Annotated in this window: 16 protein-coding genes; all 16 read left to right on the top strand. The window is 70.4% G+C overall.

Annotation, left to right across the window (positions count from 1 at the left end):
- On the top strand, positions 1-889 hold an 889-nt coding region (locus AP234_RS05940), incomplete at its 5' end, for a BMP family ABC transporter substrate-binding protein (protein ID WP_055478522.1).
- Positions 890-896: 7 nt separating this feature from the next.
- Positions 897-2,504: an ABC transporter ATP-binding protein gene (locus AP234_RS05935; RefSeq protein ID WP_055478521.1), complete on the top strand. Its 1,608-nt coding sequence runs from the start codon at positions 897-899 to the stop codon at positions 2,502-2,504.
- Positions 2,501-3,670, top strand: coding sequence for an ABC transporter permease (locus AP234_RS05930; protein ID WP_063842793.1), 1,170 nt, complete (start codon positions 2,501-2,503; stop codon positions 3,668-3,670). The genes AP234_RS05935 and AP234_RS05930 overlap by 4 nt, the downstream gene beginning before the upstream one ends.
- Positions 3,667-4,575 carry an ABC transporter permease gene (locus AP234_RS05925; RefSeq protein ID WP_055478520.1) on the top strand — a complete coding sequence of 303 codons (909 nt, stop codon included), beginning with the start codon at positions 3,667-3,669 and terminating at the stop codon, positions 4,573-4,575. Before AP234_RS05930 ends, AP234_RS05925 begins: the two co-directional genes overlap by 4 nt.
- Positions 4,576-4,596: 21 nt before the next feature.
- Entirely contained in the window at positions 4,597-5,628 is a 1,032-nt protein-coding gene (locus AP234_RS05920; protein WP_055478519.1) for a zinc-binding dehydrogenase, read from the top strand.
- A 38-nt stretch (positions 5,629-5,666) separates the two neighbouring features.
- A complete protein-coding gene (locus tag AP234_RS05915; RefSeq protein ID WP_055478518.1) occupies positions 5,667-6,119 on the top strand; it encodes a VOC family protein in 453 nt (150 codons plus the stop codon).
- Positions 6,116-6,529 (top strand): nuclear transport factor 2 family protein, encoded by a 414-nt coding sequence (locus AP234_RS05910; protein WP_055478517.1) that lies wholly within the window; start codon positions 6,116-6,118, stop codon positions 6,527-6,529. Before AP234_RS05915 ends, AP234_RS05910 begins: the two co-directional genes overlap by 4 nt.
- A complete protein-coding gene (locus tag AP234_RS05905) occupies positions 6,526-7,902 on the top strand; it encodes an amidohydrolase family protein (protein ID WP_055478516.1) in 1,377 nt (458 codons plus the stop codon). The genes AP234_RS05910 and AP234_RS05905 overlap by 4 nt, the downstream gene beginning before the upstream one ends.
- 313 nt (positions 7,903-8,215) lie before the next feature.
- Positions 8,216-9,409 carry an aromatic ring-hydroxylating oxygenase subunit alpha gene (locus tag AP234_RS05900; RefSeq protein ID WP_055478515.1) on the top strand — a complete coding sequence of 398 codons (1,194 nt, stop codon included), beginning with the start codon at positions 8,216-8,218 and terminating at the stop codon, positions 9,407-9,409.
- A gap of 290 nt (positions 9,410-9,699) precedes the next feature.
- Positions 9,700-11,529, top strand: coding sequence for a 2-oxoacid:acceptor oxidoreductase subunit alpha (locus AP234_RS05895; protein ID WP_083501812.1), 1,830 nt, complete (start codon positions 9,700-9,702; stop codon positions 11,527-11,529).
- The gene (locus AP234_RS05890; RefSeq protein ID WP_055478514.1) at positions 11,526-12,404 is read left to right on the top strand and encodes a 2-oxoacid:ferredoxin oxidoreductase subunit beta; all 879 of its coding nucleotides are present in this window, start codon (positions 11,526-11,528) and stop codon (positions 12,402-12,404) included. Before AP234_RS05895 ends, AP234_RS05890 begins: the two co-directional genes overlap by 4 nt.
- Positions 12,397-14,469, top strand: a complete 2,073-nt coding sequence (locus AP234_RS05885) for a hydantoinase/oxoprolinase family protein (protein WP_055478513.1) — start codon at positions 12,397-12,399, stop codon at positions 14,467-14,469. The genes AP234_RS05890 and AP234_RS05885 overlap by 8 nt, the downstream gene beginning before the upstream one ends.
- Complete coding sequence (locus AP234_RS05880) at positions 14,470-16,047, top strand: hydantoinase B/oxoprolinase family protein (protein ID WP_055478512.1); 1,578 nt, start codon at positions 14,470-14,472, stop codon at positions 16,045-16,047.
- A gap of 64 nt (positions 16,048-16,111) precedes the next feature.
- Positions 16,112-17,608 carry an AMP-binding protein gene (locus AP234_RS05875; RefSeq protein WP_055478511.1) on the top strand — a complete coding sequence of 499 codons (1,497 nt, stop codon included), beginning with the start codon at positions 16,112-16,114 and terminating at the stop codon, positions 17,606-17,608.
- Between the two features lie 7 nt (positions 17,609-17,615).
- The gene (locus tag AP234_RS05870) at positions 17,616-18,239 is read left to right on the top strand and encodes an RraA family protein (protein WP_160330384.1); all 624 of its coding nucleotides are present in this window, start codon (positions 17,616-17,618) and stop codon (positions 18,237-18,239) included.
- A 168-nt stretch (positions 18,240-18,407) separates the two neighbouring features.
- Positions 18,408-19,073: a PadR family transcriptional regulator gene (locus tag AP234_RS05865; protein WP_235557981.1), complete on the top strand. Its 666-nt coding sequence runs from the start codon at positions 18,408-18,410 to the stop codon at positions 19,071-19,073.
- Position 19,074: the final 1 nt, after the last annotated feature.

The following is a 19,074-nucleotide window of genomic DNA, read 5'->3' as shown; positions in this document are numbered from 1 at the left end:
CGGCGACACCAAGGACAACGGCTACTACCAGAGCTTCGTCGACGAGGCCAGGGCGTTCGCCGAGGCGAACGGCTGGTCCGTCGTCATCCTGGACAAGATCAACCCTTCGGACAGCATCACCCAGGCCAAGAACCTGTGCCGCCAGTCCGTCGACCTCATCGCCATCGGCGCCAGCGAGCTCAAGGACGCACTCAGCGCGGCGCCGGAGCCGGTGTGCAAGGGCGTCCACTGGTACATCAACGGCGGGGTCGGCGTCGAGCAGACCGAGTACTTCGCCCAGTCACAGCAGAACGTCAAGGAGATCCTCTTCGCCGGCGGCATGGCGGCGGGCCTGCTGCTCAAGGAGAGCGGCTCCACGAAGGCGGGCTATATCAGCGGCCCCGAGATCGACTTCTCCAAGCAGGCGGCCGCGGGCTTCCTCGCCGGTCTGCGGGCCATCGTCCCCGAGGCCACGCTGGTCGAGACCTACACCGGCGACCTCAACGACTCCGGCAAGGCACGCGAAGCAGCCCAGGCGCAGGTCGCCCTCGGCGTCAAGGTCATCTACCCCTATCTCGGTGGCGCGACCGACGCGGTCGCCACCCTCGCTCGTGACACCCAGGTCCACACGCTCACCCCGGGTACCAACCGGTGCACCGATGACGCCGGCTTCGACATCTCCGTGGTGTTCAGCCCGGGGGCGTACCTCGCGGCCGCCTTCAAGGAGTTCCAGAAGGACGCCCTCACGATGGGTCAGGCCCGAATGTGGCGAATCGGAGTGGACGACGTCCCGACCATCGCGATGTGCGGCGAGCACACGCGCCTGCAGCCTCAGGTGGACCAGTTCATGACCGATATCGCGGCGGGCAAGGTCAACGTCCAGGCGCTGGCCGGCGCCCCCGTGAGGTAGCGCCGCCATGCGTCCGGAACTCCTCGGGGCGTCCCCGGTGCATGGGGAGGCCGCACCGGCGGTCGAACTGCAGGGGATCACCAAACGCTACGGCACGACGATCGCCTGCGACGACGTCCATCTGTCGGTCGCCTCCGGCGAGATCCATGGGCTGCTCGGTCAGAACGGCGCGGGCAAGAGCACGCTGGTGAAGATCCTGCTCGGGCTGGTCAGCCGAGACGCAGGGCAGATCTTGCTGCACGGTCGGCCCACCGAGATCCCCGACCCGTTCGCGGCCGCGGAGCTCGGGCTGGCGATGGTCCATCAGCACTTCAGCCTGGTGAACGAATTGACGGTGTGGGAGAACGTCACACTCGGCGACACCGGCAGGCCCGATGCCGATGCGACGTGCGAACTCGTCCGCTCCATCGGTGAGCGTTACGGTCTGGTCGTCGACCCGCTCGCCAGGGTCGAGGATCTCTCGACCGGTCAGCGTCAACGCGTCGAGATCATCAAGTGCCTGCGGCGTGACCCCGGCATCCTCATCCTCGACGAACCGACCTCCGTTCTCACGCTGAGCGACTCGCGGGAGTTGTTCTCGGTTCTGCGCAGGGTCGCCCAGGACGAGCAGCGCACCGTCATCCTGATCAGTCACAAGCTCGACGAGATCCTCAACGCCACCGACCGGGTCACGATCATGCGGTCCGGCCGGGTGGTCGCGCAGCGGCGTACTTCCGAGGTCGACGAACGCGAGCTCGCCCGCGAGATGGTGGGCCGTGAGCTGTCCAAGTGGGTGGCCGCATCGGCTCTCGGTAATCTGGACGCTCTCGTCGACCCCGCCCTGTCGAAGGACCCGGCGATGTTCACCGCGGTCCGGCCGGTCGAGGACCGGCCGGCGGTCCGCATGCGGATCGACTCCGCGGTCGCGAGCAGGGACGGCCGGCCGCTGCTGCAGGGGCTGACGCTGGAACTGCGCGCGGGAGAGATCCTCGGGCTCGCCGGAATCGAGGGCAACGGCCAGCACGCGATAGGCGACCTGCTCTCAAGCCTTCTCCCGCTCGACTCCGGCGAGGTCAGGGTCGACGGAGTCCCCGTCCCGGCCGGACGGCCCGGCGCGATGCACCACGCGGGAATCGGGGTGATCCCCGAGGACCGCCATCAGTCCGGGTGCGTGCTGGACATGTCCGTGGCCGAGAACCTCGTCCTGTCCGCTGTGCCGTCGGTCAGCCGCCGCGGGTTCGTCAGCAGGAGGCGGATGCGCGAGCGGGCGGAGGAGCTCATCGAGCGCTTCGAGATCGCCACCCCCTCTCCCGATACGCCGATGCGCGACCTCTCCGGCGGCAACCAGCAGAAGGTCGTCCTGGCCAGGGAGCTGTCCCAGCAGCCGAAGATCCTCGTCGCCGCCTACCCGACCCGCGGGCTGGACGTCGGCGCGATCGAATACATGACCGAACAACTGCACGAGGCGTCCCGGGCGGGCATCGGGGTGCTGCTGATCTCCACCGAGCTGGAGGAGATCCTCACCCTCTCGCATCGGATAGCGGTCATCCACCGCGGCGCCGTGGTCGGGGAGATGCCACGCATGGACGTCGACATCGAACGCCTCGGCATGCTCATGGGAGGGCAGCAAGCGTGAGCGACACCACCGTCCTGGCGGAGGAACGGATCGCCGCCCCCCGAGGTCGCGCCTCCTCCCGCATCCGCTCATGGCTCAGCGGTTATCCGACCCTGCTCACGTACCTCATCTCGATCTCCGTCGCGCTGGGCATCTCCGCCCTGCTGGTGATGATGACCGGGACCTCACCCTGGACCGCGGTCGTCGCCCTCTACGAGGGCAGCCTCAGCACCCCCGCCTCCGTCGGCCTCGCCCTGGACAAGGCCGCACCGCTGCTGATCGTCGCGGCCGGCACGGTGATCGCCGCACGCGCCGGGCTGTTCAACATCGGCCAGGAGGGACAGCTCACCGTCGGCGCCACCGTCGCATGCGCCGTAGCGATCTTCGTGCCCGGTCCGGGGCCGCTGGTGCTGGTGCTGTCCCTGCTCGGGGGAGCGCTGGCCGGCGCGGCATGGGCGGGCATCGCGGCGGTGCTGTTCTACAAGACCGGAGTCCCCATCGTCATCGGCACCCTGCTGCTGGTGTTCATCGCCGTTCAGGTGTTGTTCTTCGCCGTCACCCAGCCCTGGCTGCTGCAGGAAGCCGGTCCCGAGGGCGATGTGATGCCCCCGCAGTCCGAACTGCTGCGCACAGAGGTCTGGCTGCCCCATATCGGGGAGTATCCCGGGCTGAACTTCACCAGCGGTGTGCTCATCGCGCTGGCCCTCGCCGTGATCGTCGCCGTGCTGCTGCGGCACAGCGTGTGGGGCTTCAAGATGACGATGCTCGGGATGAACAAGCTGGCCGCCCGCCGGGCGGGCATCAACGCGGCCGTCCTGGGGGGTACGGCGCTGCTGTGGTCCGGCGCCTTCGCCGGGCTCGGCGGGGCGGTGATGCTCGTCGGCGGCAACCACCGGCTGCAGCCGGGCATCTCCGAGAACAGCGGCTGGGACGGCCTGCTCGTCGCGCTCGTCGCCAAGGAGAATCCCGTCTTCGCCATACCGGTGGCGCTCTTCTTCGGCGTCCTCCGCGCCGGCGGCGGCTTCCTCGCCTCCACCGGCGTACCGCGCTACCTCGTCGATGTGGTGACGGCCGTCCTCGTCCTGGCGGTCGCCTTCCCCCCGGCGTTCCGGATCCTGCGCCGGACCTGGCAGGCCAGGGCAGCCGCGCGTGCGCTGGCCCAGAGCGGGAAAGGGGCGGCGGCATGATCGAGGCGCTCACGCTCGTCCTGGCCAGCTCCGTCCGGCTGGCGCTCCCGCTGGCGTTCGCCGCCTGCGGCGAGTACATCGCCGAGCGCTCCGGGACGATCAACATCTCGATCGAGGCGATGATGCTCGGCGGCGCGTTCTCGGCCGTCTTCGGCGCCTCGATCACCGGTTCTGCGGCCACCGGGCTGATCTGCGGTGTGCTCGCCGGGCTCCTGGTCGGCTTCGTGCACGCCAACTTCAGCCACCGCCTCACGGTCAACACCTACGTCGTCGGTCTGACGCTGAACCTTCTCGTGCTCGGCCTGACCAGCTTCCTGCTCGACCTCGTCGTCCTGAGGCCTTCCCAGGTGGCGGTGTTCGCCGTTCCCCTGCTGTCCGACCTCCCGGTGATCGGCCCGGCGCTGTTCGCCCAGCGGTGGCCCGCCTACCTGCTGTGGCCGCTGCTCCCGGCCATCTGGTACGCGATGTACCGCACGCGGTGGGGCCTGCAGATGCGCGCCTCCGGGGAGAACCCCTCCGCGGTCGACGCCAGCGGGATCGACGTCAACCGGCGGCGTCGGGAGGGACTGCTGCTCTGCGGTCTGCTCTCCGGGCTCGGTGGCGCCTACCTCGCGGTCGGTGAAGTCGGGATGTTCAACCAGAACATGACCTCGGGCCGCGGCTACGTCGTCATCGCCGCGGTCATCTTCGGCGCGTGGACGCTGCGCGGCGCGATGGCGGGTTGCCTGGTCTTCGGAGCGGCCGACGCGATGCGGCTCGCGCTGCCCGCGCTCGGTGTGCAGCTCAACCCGCAGTTGCTGGTCGCCTCGCCGTACATCCTCGCGCTGCTCGCGATGGTCCTGTTCGCCAGGAGCAACCGCAGCCCGTCCGCACTCGGCAAGCCGTTCGCCCGCGGTCTGCCCTGATCACTCTTCTGGAGGAACATCATGAAGGCCGTCGTCCAGAAGGCACTCGGCGGGGTCGAGGTCCTGGAGCACTCCGACATCGCCGATCCCGTCCCCGAAGCGGGGGAGGTCCTCGTCCAGGTCGACGCGGTGGCCCTGAACAGGCTCGACGTCCTGCAACGCCAGGGCGCCACCGCCATGGCGGGGTTCGCGCTGCCGCACATCCCGGGCATGGACGTCGCCGGGGTCGTCGTCGATGTCGGACCGGGCGTCGATCGGGCCCGGATCGGGCAGCGGATCGTGGTCAACCCGGCGATCCCGTGCGGACACTGCCGGTTCTGCCGCCGCGGGGACGACGGCCTGTGCGAGGCCAAGGCCGTCGTCGGCGGCAACAGGCCGGGCGGGTACGGCGCGCTGTGCGCGGTGCCCGCCACGCACGCCCATCCCGTTCCCGGCCACGTCGACCTCGCCGAGGCCGCCGCCATGCCGACCGTCTACTCGCTGGCCTGGTACGCGCTGTTCACGACCGGCGGACTCACCGTCGGCGAGACCTTGCTCGTGCATGCCGCCGCCAGCGGCGTGACCACCGCGGCGATCCAGCTCGCCACCCGGGCCGGCGCTCGGGTGATCGTCACCGGCCGCTCGGAGGACGAACTGGAGCACGGCCTGCGCTTCGGGGCACACGCCACGATCGACACCGGAGACCAGGACCTCGTCGCGGCCGTGCGGGACCTGACCGGCGGCGTGGGCGCCGACATGGTGCTCGACCATCTCGGCCCGGCGCTGTTCGACGAGTCGATCCAGGCCCTGCGACCGCGGGGCCGGCTGGTGTTCTGCGGGACCACCACCGGCAACAGCACCGAACTGCGGCTGGCCCCGGCCTACCGGCGCGGGATCCGGCTGCTGGGTTCGGAGAGCTACGGGTCGGCCGACTTCGCGGCCATGCTGCGCTTCTGCTGGTCGGCCGGCCTGCGCTCGATCGTCGACCGGCAGATGTCGATCACCGATGCACCCCGTGCCCATCAGCTCATGGAGGACGGCGCGCTGCGCGGCAAGCTGATCCTCCGCCACTGATTCCCAGGCTCGAGCCGACTCCTCAGAAAGGATCCGAGATGACCACCCGAAACTCCGTCCTCACCCACATCGCCCTGCCCGTCCGCGACCTGGACGCGCAACTGGAGTTCTACGCCAAGTACACGAGCATGAAGGTCATCCACCAGCGGGTGGACGAGCAGACGAAGCTGCGCACCGCCTGGATCGCCAACGAGCGCGACCTCACCGAGGAGGCCGCCCGGTTCGTCATCGTGCTCATCGAGGGATCCCTTCCCCGGCAGATCGTCGGCGAGGAGATGGAGGAGCAGTACACCTTCCTCACCTCCATCAGCCACCTCGGAATCTCCGTCGACTCCCGCGACGACGTCGACCGCATCGCCGACATGGCACGTGAGGACGGCATCCTGCTGCTCGGCCCGCTGTACCGCAACGAGGTCGTCGGCTACATCTGCTTCGTCCGCGACCCCGATGGCAACAACATCGAGTTCTCGGTCGAGCAGGTCCTGGGGTGACCCACGCGGCGGAGCCGTGCGCGGTCCGGGTCGTCCGAGGCTTTCTCGACGCCCTCAACACCGGCGATCCCGACCGGATCGCGGCGTGGGTGACCGAGGACTTCCACAACGAGAAGGCCGCGGTGCTCGGGACCGAGCTACACGGACGGGAGGCCTACCGCGCTCGGCTCCCCGAGTTCCTGGCACGTTTCGCCGGGCTGCACTACGAGATCGAAGATCTGCTGGCGCAGGAGGACCGGGCCGCCGTCGCCTACCGGATGCGGTGCACCTACCGGACCCCGCGGGGCGGGAACGTCCCCGTATCGATCCGCGGGATGTTCCGCTTCGTCGTGCGGGACGGTCTCGTCGCGCACCGCGTCGACTACTGGGACGGGGAGGACTTCCGGCGCCAGCTGCGTGAGGCCCGATGACCTGGGCGGACCTGATCGTGTGCGGCTCCGCCGTGGTCACGATGAACGCCGAGCGGGAGATCTTCCTCGACGGCGGCGTCGCCGTACGGAAAGACCTGATCATCGCCGTCGGCCCGGCACGTGACCTGCGGGCACGGTGGCCGCACGCGCCGGTGCTCGAACGCCCCGACTCCATCGTCACGCCCGGCCTGATCAACGTCCATCAGCACCTGACCGGGGACCCGCTGTTGCGAAGCCGCATCCCCGACCGGCTTCCCCCCGGCGCGTCGATCCGGGACTGGTCCCTGCCGCTGCATGCCGCGCACACCCCCGAGCACGACGAGGTCGCGGCCACCGTGGGGGCTCTGGACTGCCTGCGCAACGGGGTCACCACCGTGATCGAGGCCGGCACCGTAGCCCACCCCGCCCGCGCGGCGGCGGGCATGCACGCCGCGGGTATCCGCGGATCCGTCGGTACCTGGGGCTGGGACGTGCCGGGCGTCCCGTTCACCGCGGACGTCCCAGAGGTTCTGGCCCGCCAGCGTGACGTGCTGGAGCGTTTCCCCGCAGGGGGACGGGTGGAGGGGTGGGTGACCCTCGTGGGCCATGACCTCGCTTCCGATGCCCTGCTCACGGCCGCGGCCGACCTCGCCCGCGACAGCGGCGCGCGTATGACCATGCATCTATCGCCCAGCGCGGCCGATCCCGCCGCCTATCTGCGTCGCGTCGGCCGCCGCCCGGCCGTCCATCTCGACCGGCTCGGCGTGCTGGGCCCACATCTGCTGCTGGGCCACGCCGTCTGGCTCGACGACGAGGAACTCGACGTCCTCGCCGGATCCGGTACGTCGGTCGCCTACTGTCCGTGGGCGTACCTGCGCCTGGGCCAGGGGGTGACCGGCGCGGGCAGGCATGCCGAGATGAGCGCGCGGGGCATACCGGTCGGCCTGGGCGGGGACTCCGCCAACGCCGGCGATCACTGCGACATGCTGAAGGCGGCCGCCCTCGCCGCCGGCCTGGTCCGGGACACCCGGACCGATCCGCAGGCCTTCGGCGCGCACGACGCGTTCGAGTGGGCGACCGTCACGGGCGCGATCGCGGCGGGCATGGGCGGTCGTGTCGGTTCGCTGGAGCCGGGCAAGCTCGCCGACCTCGTCGTGCACGACGCCGGCGGGTCCGGGTGGCCGCCGGCGGTCGATCCGGTGCTCGCCCTGGTGTGGGGCGGCGACGGGCGCACCGTCCGCGATGTCGTCGTCGGCGGTGAGCTGGTGCTCAGCGGGGGCCGCTCGACCCGCGTCGACGAGCCGGAATTGCGGAAGCGGGCCCGGCGTATCGCCGCCGACACGCTCGCCGCTGCGGGAATCACGGTCCCCTCCCGCTGGCCGCTGCGACGCTGACCCGGCACCGCTCGGCGGCGTCGTCGCCGTCGCGTGGGTCGGTTCGGCCGCCGCCGTTACCTTGAGGAATTCGACGCGCATTCGTGCATCACCGCCGCGCTGACCTCGTGCGCTCTCTGCGGCGGGACGGCCCCTCATGAGATCGCGGTCGACCGCACCGAGCCTGTCACGGACCGGACCGGGCGCCGATGTGGTTCGGGGGCAGTGCGTGCCCCGGATCTTTGGGCTGCGGGCACATGGAGGCCGCGGACGGCCCGGACATACCGTTCGGACATCGGCACCAGAGCTGATTGAGCAGGACAGGAGGCACCCCTTGCTCGCAGACCAGGCGGCAGAGCACGCCCTGCATGAACGGGTCGTACGGCGACAGAGCGAATGGGCGCGCGAGTCCCGCGGACTCGTGGACCCTCCGCTGCCGAGCGACATGCTGCAACCGTGGGAGGTCTGGGACAGAGACCTCTTCGACCTCGAGATGATCCGCGTCTTCGGACGGTCGTGGGTCTGGCTCGGCGACACCGAGGACCTGGAGAAGCCCGGTGACTACATCACCGGCCGCATCGGCGCTCAGCCGGTCGTCGCGATCCGGCAGGAGGACGGCTCGGTCAAGGGCTTCCTCAACAACTGCCGGCACCGCGCGGCCGGACTGGCCTTCCAGCCGGCCGGGCACTGCAACGCCTTGGCGTGCCCGTACCACGCGTGGACCTACGGGATCGACGGCAGGCTGCTGAGCATCCCCGACATGGATCGCATGTACGGCCCGGACTTCCCGAAGGAGGAGTACGGCCTGGTCCCGATCCGGATCAAGGTCGCTTTCGGGAAGTTGGTCTTCGGCTGCCTGTCACGCAAGGCTCCGTCCTTCGACGAGTGGATCGCGCCGCTGCTTCCCCGCTACGAGCAGTACAAGATCGGCGCCTACCGGCGGTACCACCGGGAGCTCGACGACACCCATCCGATCAACTGGAAGGCTTTCGTCGAGAACTCCAACGACGACTACCACGTCCGGTTCGTGCACCGGCGGCTGAACAAGGTGCGCAAGCAGATGGACACGGTCGTGCGCTTCGAGGGCCGGACGACCAGCGGGTACAAGCCCCATTCCGACGGCTTCGACATGTCGGCCGGCCGTACGGACCTGAGCGAGCAGGACCTGCGCGGCAGCTACGCGGAGTTCATCTACCCGAACCTCACGCCGCTGCCGTACGCCTCCCAGCTGATCATGGTCAGGGTCGACCCGCTCGCGCCGGACCGCTCGCGGCTGTTCTCCCGGGTCTACGGGCTCACCGACGACATCGAGCTGCAGAACCGGGAGCTGGACAACCTCGCGCAGACCAACAAGGAGGACACCGACATGGTGACCCAGCTGATGGAGAACCTGCGCTCGCCCTTCTACCGAGTGGGCCCGCCCAGCGCCTGGGAGGGACGGGCGCATCACATGATGCGGATGATCCGGCGGGACGTCGCGACCCCGCTGGACCCCGACGAGTTCGACGGCCCCGTGGACAAGGACTGAACGAGGAACGACCCGCTCAGCGAGAACCTCACCGAGGCGCGCTGGACGCACATCGCACCGCCCGGCTGTGACCTGGTCTCCGGTGCGAGATCGAGGGCCTGATCGTGGACGTTCGCGCGCCGGACCTCCCGCACGCGCCGATCCTCCCGGGCGCGCGAACCCCCTCCGGAGAAAGGAAACCCAGCCTTGCCGACCACCTCCGCCATCGGCGCGGGCAGGCTCCGCCGCGTGCGCCGCCTGTACGGCGCCGACGGCCGCAGCGTCTTCGTCGCGATCAGGGCCTGACGGCGATGAAACAGGTCCAGCAGCTCGACCGGGTGATCGTCCGGTTCGCGGGCGACTCCGGGGACGGAATGCAGCTCACCGGCGGCCGGTTCGCCTCCGAGACCGCACGCTTCGGCAACGACCTGGCGACGTTCCCCGACTTCCCGGCGGAGATCCGCGCCCCCGCCGGGACCCTCCCCGGCGTCTCCAGCTTCCAGCTCCACTTCGCCGACCACGACATCCTCACTCCGGGCGACGCGCCCGACGTGCTGGTGGCGATGAACCCGGCCGCGCTCAGGGCCAATCTCGCCGACCTGGCCCGCGGCGGCCGGATCATCGTCGACACGTTCGAATTCACCCCGCGGAATCTGGCCAAGGCCGGATACGCGGCGAATCCGCTGGGGGACGGGTCGCTGGACGGCTACGCCGTGCACGCGATCGATCTGACCTCGTTGACGGTGGAGGCGGTGCGGCCCTATGGGCTGTCCCGGAAGGACGCCGCCCGAGCGAAGAACATGTTCGCGCTGGGCCTGCTGTCCTGGCTCTTCGGCCGGCCGGTCGCCGCCACGGTCGAGTTCCTGGAGCGAAGGTTCGCGGACCGGCCCGGCGTGCGGGACGCCAACATCACGGCGTTCCGGACGGGCTGGAACTTCGGGGAGACGACCGAGGACTTCGCGGTCTCCTACCAGGTCAGGCCGGCACCACTGCCCGCAGGCCGTTATCGCAACATTTCCGGGAATCTCGCCCTGGCTTACGGCCTGATCGCCGCGTCACGCCAGAGCGGGCTGCCGCTCTTCCTCGGCGCCTACCCGATCACCCCGGCCTCCGACATCCTGCACGAGCTGTCCAGGCACAAGAGCTTCGGCGTGCGCACCTTCCAGGCCGAGGACGAGATCGCCGGGGTCGGTGCGGCCCTCGGAGCGTCGTACGGCGGAGCCCTCGGGGTCACCGTGACCTCGGGGCCGGGCGTGGCGCTGAAATCCGAGACGATCGGCCTGGGCGTGGCCGTGGAGCTGCCGCTCGTCGTCGTGGACGTGCAGCGGGCCGGGCCCTCGACCGGCATGCCGACCAAGACCGAGCAGGCCGACCTGCTGATGGCCCTGTTCGGCCGGAACGGCGAGTCGCCGGTCCCTGTGGTCGCCGCGAAATCGCCCGGCGACTGCTTCGATGCGGCGCTGGAGGCGGCCAGGATCGCGTTGAAGTACCGCACGCCGGTGATGCTGCTGTCGGACGGCTACCTGGCCAACGGCTCCGAGCCCTGGCGCATCCCCCGAATCGACGACCTGCCGGATATCTCCGTCGAGTTCGCGGCGCCGCAGGACGATGACTTCCTGCCGTTCTCCCGCGACCCCGGCACCCTGGCCCGGCCCTGGGCGATCCCCGGAACCCCCGGCCTCGAGCACCGGATCGGCGGCATCGAGAAGGCCGACGGAACCGGGGTCATCTCCTACGACCCCGACAACCACCACCGGATGGTACGGCTCCGCCAGGCCAAGATCGACGGCATCGACGTGCCCGACCTCGGCGTGGACGACCCGACCGGCGACGCCCGGGTGCTCGTGCTGGGCTGGGGCTCGACCTACGGCCCGATCGCGGCGGCCGTCCGGCGGGTCAGGAAAGCCGGGGGGAGGGTCGCGCAGGCTCACCTGCGGCACCTCAACCCCTTTCCCGCCAACACCGGCGAGGTGCTGCGGGCCTACGACCGGGTGCTGGTCCCCGAGCTCAACCTCGGCCAGCTCGCACTGCTGCTCAGAGGCCGGTACCTGGTGGACACGATCTCCTACGGCCGCGTGCGCGGCCTGCCGTTCAAGGCCGAGGAACTGGCCGGGGTCATCGAGGAGGTGTTCGCGTCGTGACCCTCACGGCGAAGGACTTCAAATCCGACCAGGAGGTGCGGTGGTGCCCCGGCTGCGGGGACTACGCGATCCTCGCCGCGGTGCAGGGCTTCCTGCCCGAGCTGGGCGTCCCCCGGGAGCGCATCGTGTTCGTCTCGGGCATCGGGTGCTCCTCGCGGTTCCCGTACTACCTGAACACCTACGGCTTCCACTCCATCCACGGCCGGGCCCCGGCGATCGCCACCGGGCTGGCCGCCTCCAGGCCTGACCTCTCCGTGTGGGTGATCACCGGTGACGGTGACGCGCTGTCGATCGGCGGCAACCACCTGATCCACGCGCTGCGCCGCAACGTCAACCTCAACATCCTGCTGTTCAACAACCGGATCTACGGGCTGACCAAGGGCCAGTACTCACCGACCTCAGAAATCGGGAAAATCACGAAATCGACGCCGATGGGGTCGCTCGACCGGCCCCTCAACCCGATCTCCCTCGCCCTCGGCGCCGAGGCCACCTTCGCCGCCCGCACGATCGACTCCGACCGCAGGCATCTGCAGAGCGTGCTGCGCCAGGCCGCCGCGCATCGCGGCACCTCGCTGGTGGAGATCTACCAGAACTGCCCCATCTTCAACGACGGCGCCTTCGACGCGCTCAAGCCGAACGGCCTGTTCCGGCACATCGAGCCCACCGACGACCTCGCCGAGGCGTTCGCGCTGTCCCGCATGAGCGACCCCACCCCGATCGGCGTCTTCCGCGACGTCGATCGGCCTTCCTACGACGAGCTCATGGCCGAGCAGCTCGGCCGGGCCGTACAGACCCACGGCGAGGGTGACCTCATCGCCCTGCTCACCGGTCCCGACACCTGGACCATCAACGAGGGGAACGCAAGGAGTGACTGACTGGAGACTCGCCGTCGACATCGGCGGCACCTTCACCGACATCGTCCTGCTGGACGCCGATTCTGGCCGGGTGGTCGTGGAGAAGACCCTGACCACGCCCTCGGCCCCGCTCGGCGGCGTGCGCGACGGCGTGACCTCGGCGCTCGCCAAGGCCGGAATCGAGCCGCGCGACATCACCCGGCCCATCGTCCACGCGACCACACTGATCACCAACGCGCTCATCGAGGGCAAGACCGGCCGCGCGGCGCTCGTCACCACCACGGGCTTCGGCGACACGCTGGAGATCCGCACCGAGCACCGCTACGACATGTACGACCTGCAGATCGAGTTCCCCGCCCCGCCCATCCCGCGCGAGCTGGTCTTCGAGATCGACGAGCGCACGACCGCCACCGGGGAGGTACGACTCGCGCCGGGCGAGGCCGAACTCGACGAGCTGGCGCGGCGGATGAGCGGCGTCGAGGCCGTCGCGGTCTGTCTGCTCAACTCCTACGCCAATGCCGACAACGAGCGGCTGGTGGCCGAGGGCCTGGCCAAACGGCTCGGCGTACCGGTCTGCGCCTCCTATGAGGTGAGCCCGCAGATCCGCGAGTACCCCCGGATGATCACCACGGCCTGCAACGCGGCGACCATGCCCGTGATCGGCCCCTACCTGGAGGAACTGGAGCGCTGGCTGCGCGACAGCGGGTTCGGCGCCTCGGTGCTGATGATGCTCTCCAACGGCGGCGTGATCTCCGCGGCCGACGCGCGCAAAGTGCCGATCCGGCTGGTGGAGTCGGGCCCGGCGGCGGGCGCGCTGGCCGGGGTCTGGTATGCCCGGCGACTCGGCGAGGACCGGCTGTTCTGCTTCGACCTGGGCGGCACCACGGCCAAATCCTGCCTGATCGAGGACTACCGGCCCGAGCTGACCAACGAATTCGAGGTCGCCCGCGTCTACCGGTTCAAGAAGGGCTCGGGCTATCCCTGCTCGGTGCCGTCGGTGGACCTGGTGGAGATCGGTGCGGGCGGCGGCAGCCTGGCCCGCATCGACGACCTCGGCCTGCTCAAGGTCGGCCCCGACTCGGCCGGCGCGGACCCGGGCCCGGTCAGCTACGCCCGGGGCGGCACGATCCCCGCCACCACCGACGCCGATCTGGTCATGGGACTGCTCGACCCGGCCTACTTCCTCGGCGGCGAGATGCCACTCGACCTGGAGCAGGCGCGCCGGGCGTTCCAGCCGCTCGCCGACGGCCTGGAGACCGGCGTCGACGAGGCCACGGTGGGCGTCTACGAGGTCATCAACCAGAACATGGCCGCCGCGGCGCGCATGCACGCCGTCGAGCGCGGCATCGACCTGCGCGGCGTCTCGCTGATCGCGTTCGGCGGCGCCGGTCCGGTGCACGCCTGCGGCGTCGCCGCCCTGCTGGAGGCTCCCCGGGTGATCTTCCCGGTGAACGCGAGCGTGCTGTCGGCGTTCGGCACGCTCGTCAGCCCGGTCCGCATCGACCTGGCCCGCAGCATGGTCCGGGTGCTGAACTCCGCCGTGGAAAAAGACCGTGACGCACTGCTCGACGAGATGCGCGAGGAGGGCCGCCGCGTCCTCGCCGCCGCGGGGGCCGACGTCGAGAACGTGCAGTTCCGCTACGGACTCGACGCCCGCTACGCCGGCCAGGGCAACGAGATCACGGTCTGGGTCGGCGAGGGCGACGCGTGGCCGGTGACACCGGAGGAGACCGCCGAGCACTTCCACCAGGCCTACGAGCGGGTGTACGGGCTGCGCATCCCGGACGTGGCGGTGGAGGTCGTGACCTGGCGCGTCGCCGCCTGGTCGGACGCGCCGCCGTTCGAGGTGTCCGCGCTGCCGCCCGGCGCGGGCACGGCGACGCCGTACGGCACCCGCAGGGCCCGCTTCCGCCGCGGCGAACGATCCCGTGAGGTCCCCGTCTACCGCCGGACCTCTCTCGGGGCCGGCCACCGTTTCAGCGGCCCCGCGCTCATCGAGGAGCGCGAGACCACCTCCGTCGTGCCCGACGGCTGGACCTGCGAGGTGTCCGCCGACGGCTCCATCATCGCCACCCGGGAGGTCTGAATGGCCAGGACCTTTGACGCGATCGAGCTCGAAGTGCTCTGGGGCTCGCTCATCTCGACCGTGAACGAGCAGGCCAGAGCACTGCAGCGGGCGGCGTTCAGCCCGATCGTGCGTGAGGCCGGCGACCTGGCCAACGCGCTGTTCGACCGGCGCGGCCGGATGGTCGCCCAGGCCGTGACCGGCACACCCGGCCACATCAACTCCCTGGCCATCGCCACGCGCAACATTCTCGACAGGCACCCGGTGGACTCGCTCGAACCAGGCGACGTGCTGATCACCAACGACCCGTACAAGACCGCCGGGCAGTTGCTCGACGTGACCGTGCTGGTCCCGGTCTTCCGCCACGGCCGTGTAATCGCGTTCTTCGGCTCGACGATCCACCACACCGACGTCGGCGGCTACGGCATCGGCGCGGGCGCCAGGGACGTCTTCGAGGAGGGCCTCTGGATCCCGATCACCAAACTGATGGCGAAGGGCGAGCGCAACACCCCGGTGTGGGACTTCATCCTGGCCAACGTGCGCCAGCCCACGCATATGGCGGGCGACCTGCACGCGCAGATGGCCTCGGGGGAGGTCGGCGCCCAGCGGCTGCACGCGCTACTCGACGGCTACGACCTCGACGACATCGAGGACCTCGCCGACGTCGTCATCGAGCGCTCCGAGGACGCCACCCGGCGGGCCATCAGAGCCCTGCCCGGCGGCCGTTACGAGGCGACCTCTGTGCTCGACCTGGCCGACGGCTCGGAGATCACGATCCAGGTCGCGGTGACGATCGACACCGACCTCGGCGAGATCCTCGTGGATTACGCCGGCTCGTCGGGCGCCAGTCCGTACGGCATCAACGTGGTGAAGAACTACACCCACGCCTACACCACGTTCACGCTGCGCAGCCTGCTCAACCCGGAGATCCCCAACAACGCGGGCTCGCTCGCCCCGATCCGCGTGGAGGCGCCGGAGGGCAGCATCGTGAACGCCGTGCCGCCCAGTCCGTGTACGGCACGGCACGTCGTCGGCATGTTCCTGCCGATGCCGCTGCTTCAGGCCATGTCGAAGGTGCTGCCCGACGCGGTGATGGCGGAGGGCTCGGCGGCGGTGTGGACGATGCAGGTCAGCGGGCAGCACGACGACGGCCGGCCGTTCATCACCGCGATGTTCACGTACGCCGGCGGCGTCGGGGCGCGTGCGGCCAAGCCGGGCCTGTCGGCGACCTCCTACCCCACGGGGGTCGCCGCGGTGCCCATCGAAGTCGTCGAAGGGTCGGCCCCGATCCGGTTCCTCCGCAAGGAACTGCGCCGCGACTCCGGCGGCCGGGGCCGGCACTCGGGCGGGCTGGGCCAGACCATCGAGTTCACCGTCGACACCAAGGCACCCTGGACGCTCAACGCGGTGACCAGCCGCCTGGCCCGCGGCCCGCTCGGCGTCTTCGGCGGCGGGCCCGGCGCCACCGGACGGTTCCTGGTCAACGGCGAGCCGATCCGCACGCAGGCCCGCATCACGCTGCAGCCGGGCGACGTGGTCCGCCTCGAGCTGCCGGGCGGCGGCGGATACGGCGTGGCCGAGGAGGGCGCGGCGGTATGACCGAACGGAGCGAGGCCATCGGAAAGCACGGCACCTCGGTCACGCGGCCGACGAAGGACGACGTGTGACCGCCACGTTCGCCGCCCGCTGGCGGGAGGCGGTCGCGGCCCGTCCGGAGCACCCCTTCCTGATTTGGGAGGGCCCGGACGGGTCCGTGACCCGGTGGACGTACGCGGAGTTCGACGCCCTGGTCGACCGGGTGGCGGGCGGGCTCCGGGCCCGCGGGGTGTCGTACGGCTCCCGCCTGAGCCTCGCGCTGCGCAACTCCCCGGCGTTCGTCGCGATCTGGCTGGCCTGCGCCAAGCTCGGCGCGGCCATGGTTCCCTCCGATCCGTCCTCGACGGCGCCCGAACTCGCCGCCCACATGCGGCGCACGGCCGCCGTCCTGGGCGTCTGCGCGCCGGAGCGCGCGGGGGCCTTCCGGGAGGCGGCCTCCCCGGGCGGGGTCCCGGTCGTGGAGGTGTCCGAGGCGGACGTGACGCTCGACACGCTCTCCGCTGATCCGCCGATATGGCGGGAGCCGCCGTCCCCGCGGGCGCCGCTCGGCCTGATGTTCACCTCGGGCACGACCTCGGCCCCCAAGTGCGTGGTCGTCACACAGGCCAACTACGCCTTCGCCGGAGACGTCATGGCCGCCGCCTCCGCCCTCCGGCCGGATGACCGCCAGCTCGTCGTGCTGCCGATGTTCCACGCCAACGCGCAGTACTACTCGTTCGCGCCGGCCATCGCGGTGGGCGCGAGCGTGGCACTGATGCACACCTTCTCGGCCAGTGGTTTCCTGGCCCAGGCGGCGCGGCACAAGGCGACCCATGCCAGCCTGTTCGCGGCACCGATCCGGATGATCCTGGCCAGGGGCGGCAGCCCTCTCGAGGGACTCGGACTGGTCAACTGCTGGTACGCCCAGAACCTCACCGACGACCAGTACGACCAGATCTCCGCCCTGCTCGGCTGTCGTCCGCGCCAGCTGTACGGCATGACCGAGACGATCCCCGCCGTGCTCACCAACCGGGCCGTCGCCCCCGTGCCGCACGCCATGGGCCGGCCCACGCTCGGCTGCGCCGTCACCGTCGTCTCTGAGACGACCGGCCTCCCCGTGACGCCCGGAGAGGTCGGTGAGATCCTCGTCGGAGGTGAACCCGGAACGACGCTGTTCGCCGGTTACCTGGACGATCCCGAGACGACGGCCGCCTGCTTCCGCGACGGATGGTTCGTCACCGGCGATCGCGGCGGAGTCGACGCCGACGGCAACGTGTACTTCGCCGGGCGCGGCGGCGACGTACTGAAGGTCGCCGGGGAGAACGTCTCGGTCGTCGAGATCGAGGCCGTGCTCGCCGGGCATCCCGGCGTGTTCGAGGCGGCGGTCGTGGGGGAGCCCGACCCGATCAGGGATGAGGTGCCGGTCGCGTATGTGGTGCCCCGGGGCGGCGCCCGTCTCGATGATCTCGATGGCTGGTGCGCCGAGCGGCTCGCCAAGTCCAAGCGGCCGGTGCGGTTCGAGGTGGTGGACGCGCTACCCCGGACCTCCGTCGGCAAGGTACGGAAATTCCTGTTGAAGAGGTGAATCAGTGGTGACCCCACCGACCAGCGCCATCGCGGACGTGCTTCAGCTACGTGGGTTGACGGGGTGGCTGAGCCCACCCCTGGTTCCCATCCGCCGGGCTCCCGGCGTGCAGGGCAGCGCCCGCACCGTGCGGCTGGCCTCGGGGCCCGGCCCGGCCGGCCTCAAGCCGTTGCACCGGCTGCTCGACGAGGACCTGCACGGACGCGTGATCGTGATCGCCGGGGCGGAGGCGGCGGCGGGAGCGGTGTGGGGGGAGATCCTCACGCTGTCGGCGCTACGCGCAGGCGCGGCGGGCGCCGTGATCGAGGGCGGGGTCCGCGACGTGGAGGCCGCGCGCAGGCTCGGGTTGCCGCTGTGGGCGCTGAACGAGGCCACGGCGGGCCCCGGGCCCCTGGTGCACGTGGCATCCGTGGGCACGCCGGTGGAGATCGCGGGTGTGCCCGTCGCCGATGGCGACACGATCGTCATGGACCAGGGCGGCGTGGTCGTGGCGACCGATCCGGAGATCCTGGCCGACGCGGCCGCATACGCCAAGGCGGAGGAGAAGGTCGTGGCCGCGCTGCGAGAGGGCGCCACACTGGCCGAGGCGTACCGGCATAAGGCGGATTTCGTAGCGGAACTGCGGAGATAACGCCCGCTCTCTCAAATCACGCCAAGTCCGACGACACCCTCCGGGGCCGCGGCACCGGACCGGTGCGGCTCCACCGGCCCGGTGCCGCTTCCCGGCCAAAGCTCCGGAGGTCCTACTTCGCCTCTTGTCACGACCACCTCGCTCGCGTATATTCGCGTACGAATAAACGTGAGCGAGGTGGTCGGGATGGCGAAGCGGCGCAAGGTCGCGAACCTGTTGGCACTGGCAGTCCTGTCCGCGGTCACGACCCGTCCCATGCATCCCTATGAGATGGCCGCCACCCTGCGCGGCTGGAACAAAGAACGGGACATGGAGATCAAGTGGGGATCGCTCTACACCGTCGTGAGAAACCTCGCCAAGCATGAGCTGATCGAAGAGGTCGAAAGCACGCGCCACGGACGCCGTCCGGAGCGGACCGTCTACCGGATCACCGAGGCGGGCCGGCAGGAGTTGGTCGACTGGACGCGGGAACTGCTCAGCGTCCCCCACACCGAGTTCCCACGGTTCCGCGCCGGACTCTCGGTGATGGCGGCGCTGGACCCGGACGAGGTGATCGGACTCCTCGAGAACCGGCTCGCGGCCCTCGACGAAGAGATCGCCACGCTGGGGGAGCGGCACGCACGGGAGATCGCCGAGATCCCTCGCCTGTTCCTCATCGAGACGGAATACGACCTGGCCATCCTGCGGGCGGAGGCCACGTGGGTCCGCGCCCTGCTCGGAGAACTGACCGAGGGGACCTTCCCCGGCCTGCGCGAATGGCGGGCCTTCCACGAGACGGGAGAGATCCCGGACAACCTGCGAGAACTCGCCGAAAAGGACATCACCGACGTATAGC

Source organism: Sphaerimonospora mesophila (assembly GCF_001417795.1).
GTDB classification, from domain to species: Bacteria; Actinomycetota; Actinomycetes; order Streptosporangiales; family Streptosporangiaceae; genus Sphaerimonospora; species Sphaerimonospora mesophila.
Note: the sequence above shows the minus strand (reverse complement) of the source record. Positions and strands in the feature narration are given on the sequence as shown.